The sequence below is a fragment of the Microbacterium sp. genome (assembly GCF_052099035.1).
Lineage (GTDB): Bacteria > Actinomycetota > Actinomycetes > Actinomycetales > Microbacteriaceae > Microbacterium.
The window spans coordinates 109452-124769 of record NZ_JBQDSX010000001.1 but is presented as its reverse complement, the minus strand read 5'-3'; the positions used below and the strand labels follow the sequence as shown (position 1 = coordinate 124769).

The following is a 15318-nucleotide window of genomic DNA, read 5'->3' as shown; positions in this document are numbered from 1 at the left end:
CGATTCACACAGCGAACGACAAAGGCACCCAGGCATTGCGCCTGGGTGCCTTTATCGTTGACGCAGAGGGACTACTTGTCAACGAGTCCGTAGTGTTCGAGGAGCTGACCGACGACGTTGTTCTCGATGTGGTGATGCGCGAACTTCCGCGCCAGCGGGCCACCGGGAATCTTGTACGTCTCGCCATCGCGCATGCGATTGACCGCATGGAACAGCGCCCGCACGTCGTAGGTGGAGTTGAACACCTCAGGTACGCCGCGCTCGATGTCCAGCAGCGTGTACACCGCTTCCATCGGGGTTCGCACGGAGTACTCGGTCGTGAAGATGCAGTCGCGCTCCTGCGACTGCGCGAACTGACCGATGAATGCGAAGTTCGTCGCGCCCTCGGGGACGACAGCCGGACGATCGCTGTGCTTGCGCGGCATGAAGAACGCCGTGATGTACGGCATCATCACGGGGACCGTCTTGGCACCGGTCGCCGCAAGCTCGACGATCTGGTCTTCGGGAACGCCGAGGTGGTACAGCCACTCCTGGGTGATCTCCTCGCCCGTGCAGTCCTGCATCGGCTTCTTGACGAAGTCGCCCTCCGCCTCGGGGAACAGGCCGTACACCCAGACGACGATCTGGTCCTTCGGCTGCTTCTTGAAGTGCGGCTGACGGTTCACGGTCCACGACATCAGCCAGTTCGAGTCCATCACCGTCACGATGCCGCCGGTGACGACCTTGCCGCTGAACGGATCGCGCTTGGAGATCTTCTGGATGTACTCCGGGATCCGCTCGTCCAGCGTCGTGACCGTCGCCGACTCCCACTTGGTCTTCGGAATGTGAGAACCGAAAACATCCGGATTGCCGAACGACTCATCCTGCGCGGCAATGCGACGCCACAGGTCCCACGCCGGTGCGGGACCGGTCTTCAGCTTCGCCGGCGTCTTGTGATCGCCGTCATTCGAGTTCTCGGTCAGCGAGCCGATCGTGATGAACAGCAAGTCGTCATCGGTGAGGTCGAGCTGCTTCTTCTCACCGCGCTCGATGAGGTGGATACGGCTGGCCTGCTTGCGGTTCTCGTCCTTCTCGATCGCGAAGTCGACATCGGTGATGACCGTGCCGTACTGGAACTTGACTCCGTGCTCGGTCAGCCACTTGACCAGCGGCATCACCAAAGACTCGAACTGGTTGAAACGCGTGAACTTGAGGGTGGAGAAGTCGGGAAGCCCCTGGATCTGGTGGATGAAGCGGTGCAGATACAACTTCATCTCGAGGGCGGAGTGCCACTCCTCGAAGGCGAACATCGTGCGCCAGTACAGCCAGAAGTTGCTGTCGAGGAACGCGCTCGTGAACACCTCATCGATGCGCTTGTCCTCCATCTCCTCCGGCAGCGCCGTGAAGATGTTGGAGATCTCCTGCTGCGCTTTCGCGCTCAGGTCGAACTTGAAGTCAGTCCCGCCGTCTTCGCCCTGGTTCTTGGTCGTGCGGCGCAGCGTGAAGTTGGGGTCGTCGCGGTTCAGCCAGAAGAACTCGTCGAGGACGCTCGCGTTCTCCTCTTCGAGCGACGGGATGGAGCGGAACAGGTCCCACAGGCACTCGAAGTTGCTCTCCATCTCGCGGCCACCGCGAATGACGAACCCCTTGTCCGGAACGTCGAGACCGTCCAGGGCGCCACCGGGAAGATCTTGCTGCTCGAAGATCGTGATCTTCGAGCCATCCATCTGTCCGTCTCGGATCAGGAAAGCCGCACCGGCGAGGGCTGAGAGCCCGGAGCCGACGAACCAGGCCCGCTTCGAATCAACCCCATCGGGCTTCCTCGGACGAGCGAATGCCTCATAGTTCCCGCTTGTGTAACGCAAAACCACTCCTTCGGTCGATCGTCGGAGCCACGAAATCGGCGCCTGCCCTCAGGCTAGAGTGGTGTGCTGACGGGCTCAGGAGTGCCGCCGCATATTCACCCGGGACATCACCCGCGGGTGTACAACGGGTGATACGGAAGCGAAAGCAAAAACCCCCGCCGAAGCGGGGGCTTTTCATTGCTGGGGTACCTGGACTCGAACCAAGAATGGCGGTACCAGAAACCGCTGTGTTGCCAATTACACCATACCCCAAGGGCGAAACCGGAGCCTCGCACCGAGGTACTACTCTACCGGAATTCGACGATGCCGCCAAAACGCGCCCACCCGCTCGGGCGTTTCGCGAGGAGTCAGCCGCGCAGGTGCGCAGCGAGCGCATTCAGCCGGGCAAGTGACTCCTCTTTGCCGAGCAGCTCCATCGATTCGAACAGCGGCGGCGACACGCGCCTACCGGTGATCGCGACGCGCGGCGGGCCGTAGGCGACACGCGGCTTGAGCTCGAGCTTCTCGACCAGCGCGGCCGAAAGAGCGTCCTGGATCTTCTCCGGGACGAACTCCTCGACCGGCTGGAGAGCCGCCACGCAGGCATCCAGAACATCGGCCGCATTCGCGGGCAGGCCCTTGAGCGCATCCGCATCGTAGGAGAGGTTCTCGGTGAAGAGGAACCCGACCATTCCGGGCACATCGCCGAGCAGCTGCACACGCTCCTGCACGAGAGGTGCGACACGGAAGGCGAGCACGAGCTGCTCGTGGGTGGGCTCATCGAACAGGCCCGCGGCGGCAAGGTACGGAACCGTGCGCTCGGCGAAGTCCTTCTCGCCCAGCATCCGAATGTGGTCGCCGTTGATCGACTCGGCCTTCTTCTGGTCGAAGCGAGCGGGGTTCGGGTTGACGTTCTCGATATCGAACGCCGCGATGAACTCGTCGAGCGAGAAGACGTCGCGGTCGGGGCCGATCGACCAGCCGAGGAGGGCGAGGTAGTTCAGCAGGCCTTCGTGGATGAAACCGCGATCCCGGTGCAGGAACAGATCGGCCTGCGGGTCGCGCTTGGAGAGCTTCTTGTTCCCCGTCTCCCCCAGCACCAGCGGCATATGCGCGAAGCGCGGGACGAATGTGGTCACGCCCGCGTCGATGAGCGCCGCGTACAGCGCGAGCTGACGGGCAGTCGATGGCATGAGGTCCTCGCCGCGCAGCACGTGCGTGACACCCATCAGAGCGTCATCGACCGGGTTGACGAAGGTGTAGAGCGGGATGCCGTTGGGCCGGACAACCACGAAGTCCGGGAAAGATCCGGCGGGGAACGTGACCTCGCCGCGGATCAGATCGACGTAGGTGAGATCCTCGTCCGGCACGCGCAACCGCAGCGCGGGCTGGCGGCCCTCCGCACGCAACGCGGCTTTCTGCTCATCCGTCAGATCGCGATCGTAGTTGTCATAGCCGAGCTGCTTGGCGCGCCCGTTCGCTTCGTTTCGAGCGTCGATCTCTTCCGCGTTCGAGAAGCTCTCGTAGATCGCCCCGGAGGCGAGCAGCTTGTCGATGACGCCGCGATAGATGTCGTGCCGCTCGGACTGGCGGTACGGACCGTGGGGACCTCCGACCTCGACGCCCTCATCCCAGTCGATCCGCATCCAGCGCAGCGCATCGAGCAGCTGCTGGTAGCTCTCCTCGCTGTCGCGTGCCGCGTCGGTGTCCTCGATGCGGAACACGAGCTTGCCGCCGTTGTGGCGCGCGTACGCCCAGTTGAACAGCGCTGTGCGGACGAGTCCGACGTGCGGAAGACCGGTCGGCGACGGGCAGAAGCGCACGCGCACATCGGAGCCAGTCGCGGTGGTGGTGAGGGGATGAGGAGTAGCCATATCCCCTCGATTCTACGCGTGCTGCGGCGGCTCACCCGGCCATGCTGACCGCCACCGCCGCAACGTGCTCCAGCGGTATCGCGCCATCGACCGCCTGCTCATCGCAGAGGTCGTCAAACGCTCGGCGGAACCGGTCCCGACTGCGCTCGTCGAGGGAGAGGTAGAACGCTCCTGCCGTTGCGACGCCACCCGAGGCGGACGTCCACAGCGCTTCCCGCGGCGCGTGCCATGTCCACGTCAGCTCCTTGACCTCAGGAGCGCGCCACCTGCCGTCGCGCAGCATCCGCGCGAAGCCGGATGCCGTGCGCTCGAAGTCCTTGTCCGCCGGAAGCCGCCCTCCGGCGGCCGGCACGAGTCCTGCTCGTTCGCAGACGGTCACCCAGAACCACGACGGCGACACGGTCCAGATCGTCGCGACGAGGACTCCGTTCGGTGCGCTCACCCGCGCCATCTCCGCCGCAGCCGCGCGCGGGTCGGGCACGTGGTTGAGCACGAAGTTGGCCGTGACGGCGTCGAAGACGGAGTCAGCGAAGGGCAGCTTGGGGAGGCCGCCGTCGATGACGCGGAGTGCTGGATGCTGTGTACGAGCGATCTCGCGCATCGTCGCCTCGGGTTCACACGCCGTGACATCCCATCCGCGATCTGCCTGCATGGCCGCCAGCGCTCCGGTCCCCGAACCCACATCGAGAAGCGAACGCGACCGGCCAGGCTCGAGGGCGGTCGAGACGGCATCCGCAGTACCCGCGCACAGTGCAGCATAGGACGCTGCGTAGGCCGCACCCACGCCCTGCCATTCGCTCACGCGGCCCGCATCCGGCCAAGCGGTGAGGTGACGGTGATCACGATCACCACGACAGCGGCGACGGCCGCGAGCCCGGAGTACTGGAAGTTCGACATGATCACTCCGGCGAGGACGGCACCGCCTGCACCGCAGAAGCTCATGAGCGAGTCGCTACGCCCCTGGCGCCGAGTGCGCAGGGTCGGTGTGGTCGCCTCCGTCAGCAGGGCTGCACCCGAGACCGTCGAGGCGCTCCATCCCAGGCCGAGCAGGATCAGCGCCACCATCACGCCGCCGGGCTGGTCGTTCGCGAAGTAGGCGAATGCGAGTGCTGCGGCGAGCATCGCCTGGCCCAGCAGCACGACCTTCAATCGTCCCCAGCGGTCCGCCAGGATGCCGAACACCGGAGACAGCGCATACATCCCGGCGACGTGCGCGGCGATCGTCACGCCGACAAGAGTGGTGATGTCGGTCGATGACGCGTGACCGCTGTGGGCTGCCTGCGCCATGTGCGAGAGATGGATCGGTGTCATGGCCATCACAGAGACCATCACGATGTGGGCGCCGGCGACGGCGAACATCGCGTAGCGTGCGACGGCCGGATGATCGCGTCGCTCATCTGTGGGCGTTCGTGCGGTCTCGGACGCGAGCAGCCGTTGCGAGAGCAGCAGTGGATCGGGGCGCAGAGCGACGATGTACAGCACGAATACGGCCGCCTGGGCAAGGAGTGAGAACAGATAGGAGCCGGTCTGCGGCGGCATCCCGATCGACTGGCCGACGATCTCGCCGGGACCGAGCAACAACGGACCCGCCACTCCCCCGACGGTCGTCGCCCATACAACGATCGAGAGGTCTCGTCCACGATGCTCGGAACGGGCCAGATCGGTGGCCGCGAAGCGCGACTGCAGATTGCCGGCGTTGCCCGCACCGATCAGCACGATGCCGACGAGCAGCAGCGGAAACACGCGCAGCGCGGCCGCAAGGATGACGATTCCGATGCCGATGAGGGCGAAGAGGTTTCCCAGCGTCAGCGCCCGACGGCGGCCGAGCTTCATCGCGAGGCGCGCGAGGGGGATCGCGCACAGGGCAGCCCCCAGCGTCACCGCCGCCGTCGCTAGGCCGGAGAGCGCATCATCACCGGAAATATCCGCGGCCAGCAGGGCACCGAGCGAGACCGTCGCACCAAAGGCGATGCCGCCGAGCACTTGCCCGGCGGACAGCACGATCACCGTGCGGCGCTGAACCGCCTGCTGCTCCGCGACGGTGGGCAGAGTCATGCGACCGGGAGCGCGTCCCGCACGGAGTTTCGCAGGATGCCGATGCCGGAGACCTCGACCTCGACGGTGTCACCGGCGCCAAAGGGCCCCACGCCCGCGGGAGTGCCGGTGAGGATGACGTCACCGGGCAGAAGCGTGAAAACTGCGGACGCGTATTCGATGATGTCTTCGACGGAGTGGATCATGTCGCTCAGAGGTGCGTGCTGGCGCACTTCCCCGTTCACCCGGGTCTCGATGGTGGCATCCGAAGAATCGAATTCCGTCTCGATGACCGGACCCAGCGGGCAGAAGGTGTCGAAGCCCTTGCCGCGGGTCCACTGGCCGTCCTTCTTCTGCAGGTCGCGCGCGGTGACATCGTTGGCGACGGTGTAGCCGAAGACGTAGTCGAGGGCGTTCTCGGCTTTCACGTTCTTCGCGATCCGACCGATCACGACCGCGAGCTCTCCCTCGTGCTCGGTGCATTCGGACAGCGTCGGACGCACGATCGTGTCTCCGGGGCCGATCACGGACGTATTGGGCTTGAGGAACAGCAGCGGTTCCTCCGGAGCCACGTCGCCCATCTCCGCGGCGTGATCGTGATAGTTCTTGCCGACGCAGACGACCTTCGAGCGCGGGATCACCGGAGCGAGCAACGCGATATCGTTCAGCGCGACGCGCTCCCCCGTCGTGTCGAATCCGGCGAACATAGGATCTCCGGCGAGAACGACCAGTTCGTGCTCATCCTCGTCGAGGATGCCGTACTGGATGGCGTCATTGTGGCTGAACCGAGCAATCTTCACCTGCCCAGCCTATCCGGCACCTGCCATGTCACAGAAGTGGTGGAGTCCCCTACGGGGAACCCGCCACTTGTGTGACACGACTCAAGCGTCAGGCATCGAGCTGGTGCAGCCACCCGTGCTTGTCGGTCGCGCGACCGTACTGGATGTCTGTGAGTTCCTCACGCAGCGACAGCGCGAGCTCCCCCGTCGGCTGGGCCTCTTCGAAGTCCGCGGTGACGAGCGCGCCGATCGGGGTGACGACTGCGGCTGTCCCGCACGCGAACACCTCGATGATGTCGCCCGATGCGACGCCGTCACGCCACTCCTGCAGCGATACCGGACGACGCTCGACCGTATGGCCGCGGTCTTCGGCCAACTGCAGCAGCGAGTCGCGCGTGATGCCTTCGAGGATGCTGTCGGACTGCGGTGTCACGATGCGGCCGTCCTTGTAGACGAACACGACGTTCATGCCGCCGAGCTCCTCCACATTGCCGTCCTGGTCGAGGAACACGACCTGGTCGCAGCCCTTCTCGTACGCTTCGGCCTGCGGCAGCAGGCTCGAGGCGTAGTTGCCGCCCGTCTTCGCCGCTCCCGTGCCGCCCCTGCCCGCGCGGGCATATGTCTCGGACAGCCAGATGCGCACCGGAGTGACGCCGCCCTTGAAGTACGAACCGGCGGGGCTCGCGATCAGGTAGTAGGCGACCTTCTCGGCAGGACGGACTCCGAGGAATGCCTCCTTGGCGAACATGAAGGGACGCAGATACAGGCTCTGGTCCGCCCCCGAGGGCGTCCACTCTCCATCAACGGCGATGAGCTCGCGCAACGACTGCAGGAAGTACTCGGTCGGCAGCTCGGGCAGCGCCATGCGCCGCGCGCTGCGCTGCATCCGCTCCGCGTTCGCACGGGGGCGGAACGTGTGGATCGATCCGTCGGGGTGGCGGTAGGCCTTGATGCCCTCGAAGATCTCCTGCCCGTAGTGCAGCACGGCCGCTGCGGGGTCGAGCGAGATCGGACCGTAGGGCTGCACTCGCGGACGGTGCCACCCGCCGCGAACCGACCAGCAGATGTCGACCATGTGGTCGGTGAATGCCGAACCGAAGCCCGGGTTCTCGAGGATCTCTGCGCGCTGGGCGGGAGACTTCGCTGCAAGGTTCTTGGTCACGGCGAACTCGAGCGGGGCGAGTTCGGCTTCAGTCGTTGTCATTGTCACATCCTGCGTTCGGTGCGGGTGGCGCTCACGTGCTCCAGGTTACGCCTGGAGGCGGGTGATGATGGCGTCGCCCACTTGACTGGTGGTTCGGGATCCGCCCCGTTCGGCGACGTCCGCCTCGACCGCGGTCGTGACGCGGGATGCTTCCTCCCGAAGCCCGAGGTGATCGAGCAGGAGTGCGATGGACAGGATCGCCGCCGTGGGGTCGGCTTTCTGCTGGCCTGCGATGTCGGGCGCCGAACCGTGAACGGGCTCGAACATCGAGGGGAATTCGCCTGCGGGGTTGATGTTTCCCGATGCGGCGAGGCCGATGCCGCCGGTGACGGCGCCTGCCAGATCTGTGAGAATGTCGCCGAAGAGGTTGTCGGTGACGACCACGTCGAAGCGGGACGGGTTCGTGACCATGAAGATCGTCGCCGCGTCGATGTGGAGATAGTCTACGGCCACATCCGGATGCTCCGCCGCCACCTCGTTCACGATGCGCTGCCACATGCCACCGGAGTGTACGAGCACGTTCGTCTTGTGCACGAGAGTGAGCTTCTGCCGACGACGCTCGGCGAGCTCGAACGCAAAGCGAACGACGCGCTCGACACCGTAGGCGGTGTTCACGCTGGTCTCATTGGCGACCTCATGCGGGGTTCCGACGCGAATCGCGCCACCGTTGCCGACGTACGGGCCCTCGGTACCTTCTCGGACGACGACGAAATCGACCTCGCCCGGTGCCGAGAGAGGACCGGGCGCGCCCGCGTACAGCCGCGACGGACGCAGATTCACGTAGTGATCGAGGGTGAAACGGAGCTTCAGGAGCAGACCGCGCTCGATGTTCCCATCCTTCAGACGCGGATCGCCCGGGGTCCCGCCGACCGCGCCGAGGATGATGGCATCCTGTGCCGTGATGGCCGCCAGGTCCTCGTCCGTGAGCGTGTCGCCGGTCTCGAGATATCGGGCGGCTCCGAGCGAGAAGCGCGTCTTCTCGAATGTCACGTCGCTGCTTGCGGTGACGGCGTCGAGAACCTTCTCCGCCTCGGCGACGACCTCAGGACCGATTCCGTCACCGGGGATGACAGCCAGCTTCACGACACGCGACATTCGTACTCCTTGCCTCGGGATGCCCGCGGCACGCCTGCGGTGCGGGTACCCCCAGCGTACTGTCAGCGCAAACGGGGAGCGCGCAGTGTGACCGCCGCGATCACGCCCGCGGTCACCACCAGCGCCGCGCCGATCAGTGCGGTGACAGTGACCCCCGATTCGAAGGCGGATGCGGCGGCATCCCACAGCGCGCTTCTCAGCGGCTCACTGAGCTGATGCGCGGAAGTGTAGGCACCGGCCAGGGTCTCGCGCGCAGCTGAGGCAGCTGCGGTGGGAATACCCTCCGGGATCACGAGCGCGCCCCGATAGAAGGCCGTGATGATCCCGCCGAGCACCGCTGTGCCCAGCACCGCGCCGAGTTCGTACGCCGTTTCGGAAACAGCACTCGCGGCTCCTGCTTTCGAGGCAGGTGCGCTGGAGAGGATCAGCTCGTTCGAGATCGTCTCTGCCGCGCCGATTCCGATGCCCAGCACGACGAATGCCACCACCAGAGGCAGAACGCCATGCCCCTCGGTCGTGAACGCGACCAGGATGTACCCGATCACGGAGAACACGAGCGCGACGGGCACAACAACGTGCGGTGGCACCCGGCGTGAGATGGGAACGACCGTGAGGCCTGCCACGATCACCGCGAGCATGCCCGGCACCAGCGCCAGTCCCGCCATCATCGGCGACATTCCGAGCACCAGTTGCAGATGTTGCGGCACGAAATAGAGGAATCCGACCAGCGCGACCACACTCAGCAGGTTGACGAGGATCGCTCCCGAGAATGTTCCTCGGCGGAACAGCGCCATATCGAGCATCGGGATCGGTGCCCGCAGCTGGCGGCGGACGAACAGCACGCCCATGATGATGCCGCCCAGCGCCCATGCGGCTCCTGCCAGGGTCGGTCCATCCACGGCGAAGGACTTGATCGCGTAGACGACCGGGATCATCGCCGCCATCGAGAGCAGGATACTGATCGGATCGATCCGTCCCGGGGCGGGGTCACGGCTTTCGGGAACCAGCAGTGGAGCCGCGATCAGCAGCGGGATGAGCACGGGAACGGCGATGAGGAACACGGACCCCCACGCGAAGTGCTCGAGCAGGAAGCCCCCGACGATCGGGCCGAGTGCGGAGCCCGCGGAGAAAGCGGATGCCCACACGGCGATCGCCATTCGACGCTGATCGAGGTTCTGGAAGATCGACCGCAGCAGCGACAACGTCGAGGGCATGAGCATGGCACCGAAGAATCCGAGCATCACACGCGCCGCGATCAGCAGCCCTGCCGTCGGTGCGGACGCCGCAAGAGCAGAGACTGCGGCGAAGCCGGTCGCTCCGATCAGCAGCATCCGTCGCCGCCCGAATCGATCGCCGAGCGTTCCCATGGTGACGAGGAGCCCGGCCAGCACAAGCGGATAGGCGTCGATGATCCACAGCTGCTCGGCCCCCGACGGGGCCAGGGCGATAGCGATCTCCGGCAGCGCGAAGCTGAGGACGGTATTGTCGACGGAGACCAGCAGCACGGGCAGCATCAGCACGACCAGCGCGAACCAGCCCCGCGCGCCGGCGCGGGGTGCGTTGAAGCCTGCAGTGTCTGTCGACGGGGCGTTCGTCATGATTTCCTCATCAGAGATGACGACTCCAATACTGAACCGTCCGGCTGGTATAGTAACAGGTGTGGCCCGCCCTCCTCTCGCACGCGAACGCGTCCTCGACGCCTTCGAGTCGATCCTCATCGAGGATGGCGAGCGGACCGCGACGCTGGATGCCACGGCAAAGACTGCGGGCGTCTCCAAGGGCGGCCTCCTCTACCACTTCAGCACCAAGGACGATCTGATCGCCGGAATCCTCGAGCGCGCCGAAGCACTCGCCGACGAAGACCTCGACCGCATGGCCACCGCGCCGGAGGGCCCGGTCGCCTATTTTCTGCGTACCTCCGTGATGGAGGATGCCGCGCTCGACCGCGCGCTCGTCGCGACATCCCGCATCGCCCAGGGCGGGTTCGTCGCGGCATCCGAAACCCTGCGCCGCATCCGCGAATCCTGGGCCGAGGCGCTCAGGCCGCACGTGCGCGACGACACGGCACTTGATCTCGTGATGCTGCTCAGCGACGGGCTCTATTACAACAACGCACTGGACGCATCAGAGACCGAGAGCAGCGGCCTCACCGGTCCCGTCCCCATCGGCGACGAGCTGACTGCCTTGATCGAGCTCGTGAAGCGCGCTACGGCGTAGCGCCCCCGATCAGGCCTCGGCGATCTCGATCTGCTTCATGACGCTGGCCTCGATGGCTTCGCCCACCTCGTCCAGCAGCGACTCCGGAACGCGGGAGTCGACGGTGAGGACGGTGAGCGCCTCGCCGCCGGCCGCACGGCGAGCGACCTGCATGCCTGCGATGTTGATCCCGGCGTCGCCGAACTTCTGCCCGTAGACCGCGACGATGCCCGGGCGGTCGATGTACTGCATGACGATGTGGTTCGTGTCGATCGGAACCTCGATGTCATGGCCGTTGATCCCGACGATTTTCTGCACCATGCGGGTTCCGGCCAGGGTGCCTGCGACCGTGAGCACGGTGCCATCGGCCAGCGCCCCGCGCAGAGTTGTGAGGTTGCGGTACTCCGGGCTGTCCTTGTCGACGATCAGGCGCGCCTCGATGCCACGCTGCTCGGCGAACAGCGGTGCGTTGACGTACGAGACGTTCTCGCTGACCACGTTCGAGAGGATGCCCTTGAGCGCCGCCAGCTTGTAGACGCTCACGTCGTAGTCGGCAAGCTCTCCGCGCACCTCGATGTCGAGGGTGGTGACGGCGGACCCTGCGAGGCCACTGAAGACCTGACCGAGCTTCTCCACCAGCGCGATACCGGGGCGCACAAACGGGTCGATGATGCCGCCGGCGACGTTCACGGCGTCTGGAACGAGGTCGCCTTCGAGAGCGAGCTTGACCGAGCGAGCAACCGATACGCCGGCCTTCTCCTGCGCCTCGTCGGTGGAAGCACCGAGGTGCGGTGTCACGACGACGTTCGGCAGCTCGAGGAGCGCGCGGGCGGAGCCGCCCTCTGCGGGTGGCTCGGAGGTGAAGACGTCAAGACCCGCGCCGGCGATCTCACCGCTCACGAGAGCTTCACGCAGTGCGACCTCATCGATCAGACCGCCGCGAGCGACGTTGACGACGTACGCCGACTTCTTCATCGCGGCGAACTGCTCGGCCCCGATCATCCCCGTGGTCTCGGGAGTCTTGGGCATGTGGATCGTGAGGAAGTCGACCTCGGCGACGAGCTCGTCGAGAGTGCGAAGCTCGACACCCAGCTGCTGCGCGCGAGCGCTGGTGACGTACGGGTCGTATGCGACGATCTTCATCCCGAAGCCCTGCATGCGTGCGGCGACAAGGGCGCCGATGCGTCCGAGCCCGACGATGCCGAGGGTCTTCTCGAACAGCTCGGTGCCGGTGTACGAGCTGCGCTTCCATGCGCCGCCGGCCAGCGAGGCGTTGGCGGCAGGGACGTGGCGGGCGAGGCTGAGGATGTGCGCGCAGGTGAGCTCGGCGGCGGAGATGATGTTCGATGTCGGCGCGTTGACGACCATGACACCGGCCTTGGTCGCGGCGGGGATCTCGACGTTGTCGAGTCCCACACCTGCGCGCGCGATGACCTTGAGCTTCGGGGCGTGGCTGAGCGCCTCGGCATCGACCTTCGTCGCCGATCGCACCAGCACCGCATCCGCATCGCTCAGCGCTGAGAAGAGCGCCTCTCGATCTGTGCCATCGACCTGACGGATATCAAAGTCGGGCCCGAGAGCCTCGATCGTGGCGGGCGAGAGAACTTCGGCGATGAGCACGACGGGCTTGGGCACAGGCGGATCCTTCGAGTTAGCGGCACAGCGCGGATGGGGATCGATGCGCCGCACACCGTCGGGGCGCGATCGTGTCCACCCTACCGGAGGGTGAGCCGTGCCTCGTGACGTGTGACGTCGACGGTCACGCGGTGAGCGATGAGAAGTTCACCGCGCTGAGCGCGACGACATTGAGCCAGAACACTGCAACCAGGCCGAGGCCAGCGAGCATCGCAACCGCGAGCTCGAGTGCCGGTCTGCGGCGGCCGAGAGCATAGGCGGCCAGGAAGACGAGAACAGGGAACAGCACCGAGAAGATCAGCACGAACCAGCCGTAGGCATTCAGTCCGTACTGCGCGACCGTGACGAGATAGGCGATCGCGTTCCAGATCGCATAGGCGTAGAAGAGACCCGCAAGCCCGATGATGATCGTCTTGACCGCGCCCAGCGCCGGGCGCAGGCGTGCACTCTGCTCGTTCACGCGCCCACCGCCCCGGTCATCACGAACGGCCACGGCACGAGGAGTGCGACGCCGGCCAACAGGCCGACGACCCGCGTCCATGTCGCCGAACGCCGCGTGAGAACCCACACGGCGAGGAACCACAGCGCCGGAGCCAGCACAGCCGCCCACACGCCGACCTGGTACATGACGCTCGAGACGAGGAAGAGCGCACTCACCTGCAGATTCAGTCCGCCGATGATCCATCCGATCGTGTAGAGCAGATAGACACCGCCCACGATCCCGACCAGCAGGAGCATCGGAGTGCTGAGCGACCGAGGTTCCTGCGCAGCGGTGATCGTGCCGTCGGCCTCGATCCGGCCGACGGACTCGCTGTCCTTGCCGACGGCGGTCCATCCACCCGGGAGTGCGGGCTTCGCGGGACCGTCCGCGCTCTTGTGGTGCGGTTGGTCCTCGTCGCCGTCCCAGGAGAGCGCGTCGTCGGCATCCGATGTCATGTCCTCAGCGTAGCCATCGCGAAGCACTCCCCGATATGCTCAGGAAGTTCACAGCAGCACGAGGGGGCCCACACAGTGGCTGAGCGCAAGAAGAAGACCATCGCACCGGTATCGGCAGACGGCACAGTCGAGGATCGGGTCTGGACGCCCACGCCCGAGGCGAAGAAGAAGTCGACGCTGCTGCGGTGGATCGCCGTGGTGCTGTGGGTCATCGCGATCGCGGCTGAGGCCGTCGCGATCTTCTGGCTGCTGCGCCAACGGGATTTCGTCGGTGAAGACGGCGTGCTCGTGCGCAACCCCGACACCGGACTCCTCGAAGAGCAGGGCGCTACCGCGCAGTTCCCGCAGTGGGCGTTCATCACACTCATCGTGATGCTCGTCCTGATCGCAGCCCTCTCGATCACCGGCTCAGTCCTGTGGAAGAAGGCGAACAGGCTGGACCCCGCGAAGAAGTCCGACACAATCCGATTCTTCGTGCAGAACCAGCTCGGCGCGATCATCGCGATCGTCGCTTTCCTCCCGCTGATCATCCTCATCTTCCTGAACAAGGACATGGACAAGGGGCAGAAGACGACGGCCGGCATCATCGGCGTCGTCCTGGCCGTAGCGGCCGTCGCACTCGGAATCGATTACAACCCCTCGTCGGTCGAGCAGTACACCGCCGACCAGTCCACGGTGATCCAGCTGCTCGGGCAGGATGAGGTCGTCTGGGTGGATGGCGGCTCGGTCTATCACGTGTGCGATGAGGTCTCGGACATCCAGACCGGCAGCGAGAAGCGCACCGGGACGACGGCCGAGGCTGTCGAGGCCGGCAAGATCCGCCTGACGCTGAAGTTCGCATCGGAGCTGCGCGCGTGCGGGCTCACTGTTCCGGAGAACTCCGACGAGATCACCGAAGCGCTCCGCGCCATTCAGGCCGGCGAGGTCAACACCCCGCTGCCCGCTCCGGTCTGGGCAGACCCCGCGGATGCTCCGATCGAGGTTCAGGACGCTCCGGCCGAGACGAGCGAGTAGTCCTCACCCGCCGCTATCGCTCGAGGGCGTCGACGAGACGCTCCTCGGCTGATCCGAGATGAACGGCGAGCAGGTCGGCCGCGCGCTCACCGTCCCCTGCTCCCACTGCTGCCAGGATCTCGGCATGCTGCGCGGAAATGACCTGTGCATCGAGGAGCTGGCGGCCCTGAACCTGCGCCATGCACAGGCGCACCTCGTCGAGAACGGTTCGATACATCCGCGAGGTTCGGTCGCTGCCGATGCCGTCGATCAGCGCCGTGTGGAATCTCAGATCAGGGTCGACGGTCGCAGCATCCGGCCCCGGAGGCATGGCGAGGATCTCGGCGTTCGCGGCCTCCGCATCGGGCAGCACCGCCCGCCCTGCGGCGAGCTCGCGCAGTGCGGCGCTTTCGAGTCGACTGCGGGTGCGGTAGACGTCACGCACCATTTCGGCGTCGATCGCGACCACGCGCGCGGATCGGTGCGCGGTGCGCACCAGCAGCCCTGAGGAGACGAGCTGCTCGATGGCTGCTTTAGCGCTGGGGCGTGCCACGCCGAAGGCGGCCGAGACCTTCGCCTCGGTCACTGCGGTGCCGACGGGGAATTCGCCGGCGAGGATCTGCTCGCGCAGTCGTCGAGTGACGGCGTCGACAATGCCGATGACGCCGAGCGAAGCTTCCGTGATGGTCACAGTTCCACCCTAGACGAGACTAGACTCACCGGTAATCTTGTCAGACAATACTGGGGAG

The 15318-nt window shown here is 65.7% G+C and carries 14 protein-coding genes and 1 tRNA gene; 2 read left to right on the top strand and 13 right to left on the bottom strand.

Annotated elements, in window-relative coordinates:
- Positions 1-71: 71 nt before the first annotated feature.
- From ACTIAO_RS00620 to ACTIAO_RS00580, 9 genes are all read right to left on the bottom strand, one after another.
- Entirely contained in the window at positions 72-1844 is a 1773-nt protein-coding gene (locus tag ACTIAO_RS00620; protein WP_441904410.1) for an oleate hydratase, read from the bottom strand.
- Positions 1845-2024: 180 nt separating this feature from the next.
- Positions 2025-2096 (bottom strand) — tRNA-Gln (locus ACTIAO_RS00615).
- Between the two features lie 95 nt (positions 2097-2191).
- Positions 2192-3697 (bottom strand): glutamate--tRNA ligase, encoded by a 1506-nt coding sequence (gene gltX, locus ACTIAO_RS00610; protein ID WP_441904409.1) that lies wholly within the window; start codon positions 3695-3697, stop codon positions 2192-2194.
- Positions 3698-3728: 31 nt separating this feature from the next.
- The gene (locus ACTIAO_RS00605) at positions 3729-4499 is read right to left on the bottom strand and encodes a class I SAM-dependent methyltransferase (RefSeq protein WP_441904408.1); all 771 of its coding nucleotides are present in this window, start codon (positions 4497-4499) and stop codon (positions 3729-3731) included.
- The gene (locus tag ACTIAO_RS00600) at positions 4496-5752 is read right to left on the bottom strand and encodes an MFS transporter (protein ID WP_441904407.1); all 1257 of its coding nucleotides are present in this window, start codon (positions 5750-5752) and stop codon (positions 4496-4498) included. Before ACTIAO_RS00600 ends, ACTIAO_RS00605 begins: the two co-directional genes overlap by 4 nt.
- Positions 5749-6531 carry a fumarylacetoacetate hydrolase family protein gene (locus tag ACTIAO_RS00595; RefSeq protein ID WP_441904406.1) on the bottom strand — a complete coding sequence of 261 codons (783 nt, stop codon included), beginning with the start codon at positions 6529-6531 and terminating at the stop codon, positions 5749-5751. Before ACTIAO_RS00595 ends, ACTIAO_RS00600 begins: the two co-directional genes overlap by 4 nt.
- 88 nt (positions 6532-6619) lie before the next feature.
- Positions 6620-7714, bottom strand: a complete 1095-nt coding sequence (locus ACTIAO_RS00590) for a branched-chain amino acid aminotransferase (protein WP_441904405.1) — start codon at positions 7712-7714, stop codon at positions 6620-6622.
- Between the two features lie 45 nt (positions 7715-7759).
- Positions 7760-8809: a 3-isopropylmalate dehydrogenase gene (locus tag ACTIAO_RS00585; protein ID WP_441904404.1), complete on the bottom strand. Its 1050-nt coding sequence runs from the start codon at positions 8807-8809 to the stop codon at positions 7760-7762.
- A gap of 62 nt (positions 8810-8871) precedes the next feature.
- Complete coding sequence (locus tag ACTIAO_RS00580) at positions 8872-10407, bottom strand: MFS transporter (RefSeq protein WP_441904403.1); 1536 nt, start codon at positions 10405-10407, stop codon at positions 8872-8874.
- A gap of 61 nt (positions 10408-10468) precedes the next feature.
- Here ACTIAO_RS00580 and ACTIAO_RS00575 point away from each other — a divergent pair, with 61 nt between their 5' ends.
- A complete protein-coding gene (locus ACTIAO_RS00575; RefSeq protein ID WP_441904402.1) occupies positions 10469-11026 on the top strand; it encodes a TetR/AcrR family transcriptional regulator in 558 nt (185 codons plus the stop codon).
- 9 nt (positions 11027-11035) lie between these two features.
- Here ACTIAO_RS00575 and serA read toward each other — a convergent pair whose 3' ends face one another.
- From serA to ACTIAO_RS00560, 3 genes are all read right to left on the bottom strand, one after another.
- Positions 11036-12640, bottom strand: a complete 1605-nt coding sequence (gene serA / locus ACTIAO_RS00570; RefSeq protein ID WP_441904401.1) for a phosphoglycerate dehydrogenase — start codon at positions 12638-12640, stop codon at positions 11036-11038.
- Positions 12641-12764: 124 nt separating this feature from the next.
- Positions 12765-13100, bottom strand: a complete 336-nt coding sequence (locus ACTIAO_RS00565; protein WP_441904400.1) for a hypothetical protein — start codon at positions 13098-13100, stop codon at positions 12765-12767.
- The gene (locus tag ACTIAO_RS00560) at positions 13097-13576 is read right to left on the bottom strand and encodes a hypothetical protein (RefSeq protein ID WP_441904399.1); all 480 of its coding nucleotides are present in this window, start codon (positions 13574-13576) and stop codon (positions 13097-13099) included. Before ACTIAO_RS00560 ends, ACTIAO_RS00565 begins: the two co-directional genes overlap by 4 nt.
- Before the next feature lie 75 nt (positions 13577-13651).
- On the opposite strand from ACTIAO_RS00560, the gene ACTIAO_RS00555 reads away from it, so the two are divergent.
- Entirely contained in the window at positions 13652-14590 is a 939-nt protein-coding gene (locus ACTIAO_RS00555) for a hypothetical protein (RefSeq protein WP_441904398.1), read from the top strand.
- A 13-nt stretch (positions 14591-14603) separates the two neighbouring features.
- Here the strand turns inward: ACTIAO_RS00555 and ACTIAO_RS00550 are convergent, their stop codons facing one another.
- Positions 14604-15260: a GntR family transcriptional regulator gene (locus ACTIAO_RS00550; protein ID WP_441904397.1), complete on the bottom strand. Its 657-nt coding sequence runs from the start codon at positions 15258-15260 to the stop codon at positions 14604-14606.
- Positions 15261-15318 lie beyond the last annotated feature (58 nt).

Excerpts from the sequence above, each read along its gene's own strand:
- ACTIAO_RS00580 (WP_441904403.1), bottom strand. The coding sequence starts at position 10,407 with ATGACGAACGCCCCGTCGACAGACACTGCAGGCTTCAACGCACCCCGC.
- ACTIAO_RS00590 (WP_441904405.1), bottom strand. The coding sequence starts at position 7,714 with ATGACAACGACTGAAGCCGAACTCGCCCCGCTCGAGTTCGCCGTGACC.
- gltX (WP_441904409.1), bottom strand. The coding sequence starts at position 3,697 with ATGGCTACTCCTCATCCCCTCACCACCACCGCGACTGGCTCCGATGTG.
- ACTIAO_RS00560 (WP_441904399.1), bottom strand. The coding sequence starts at position 13,576 with ATGACATCGGATGCCGACGACGCGCTCTCCTGGGACGGCGACGAGGAC.
- ACTIAO_RS00585 (WP_441904404.1), bottom strand. The coding sequence starts at position 8,809 with ATGTCGCGTGTCGTGAAGCTGGCTGTCATCCCCGGTGACGGAATCGGT.
- ACTIAO_RS00600 (WP_441904407.1), bottom strand. The coding sequence starts at position 5,752 with ATGACTCTGCCCACCGTCGCGGAGCAGCAGGCGGTTCAGCGCCGCACG.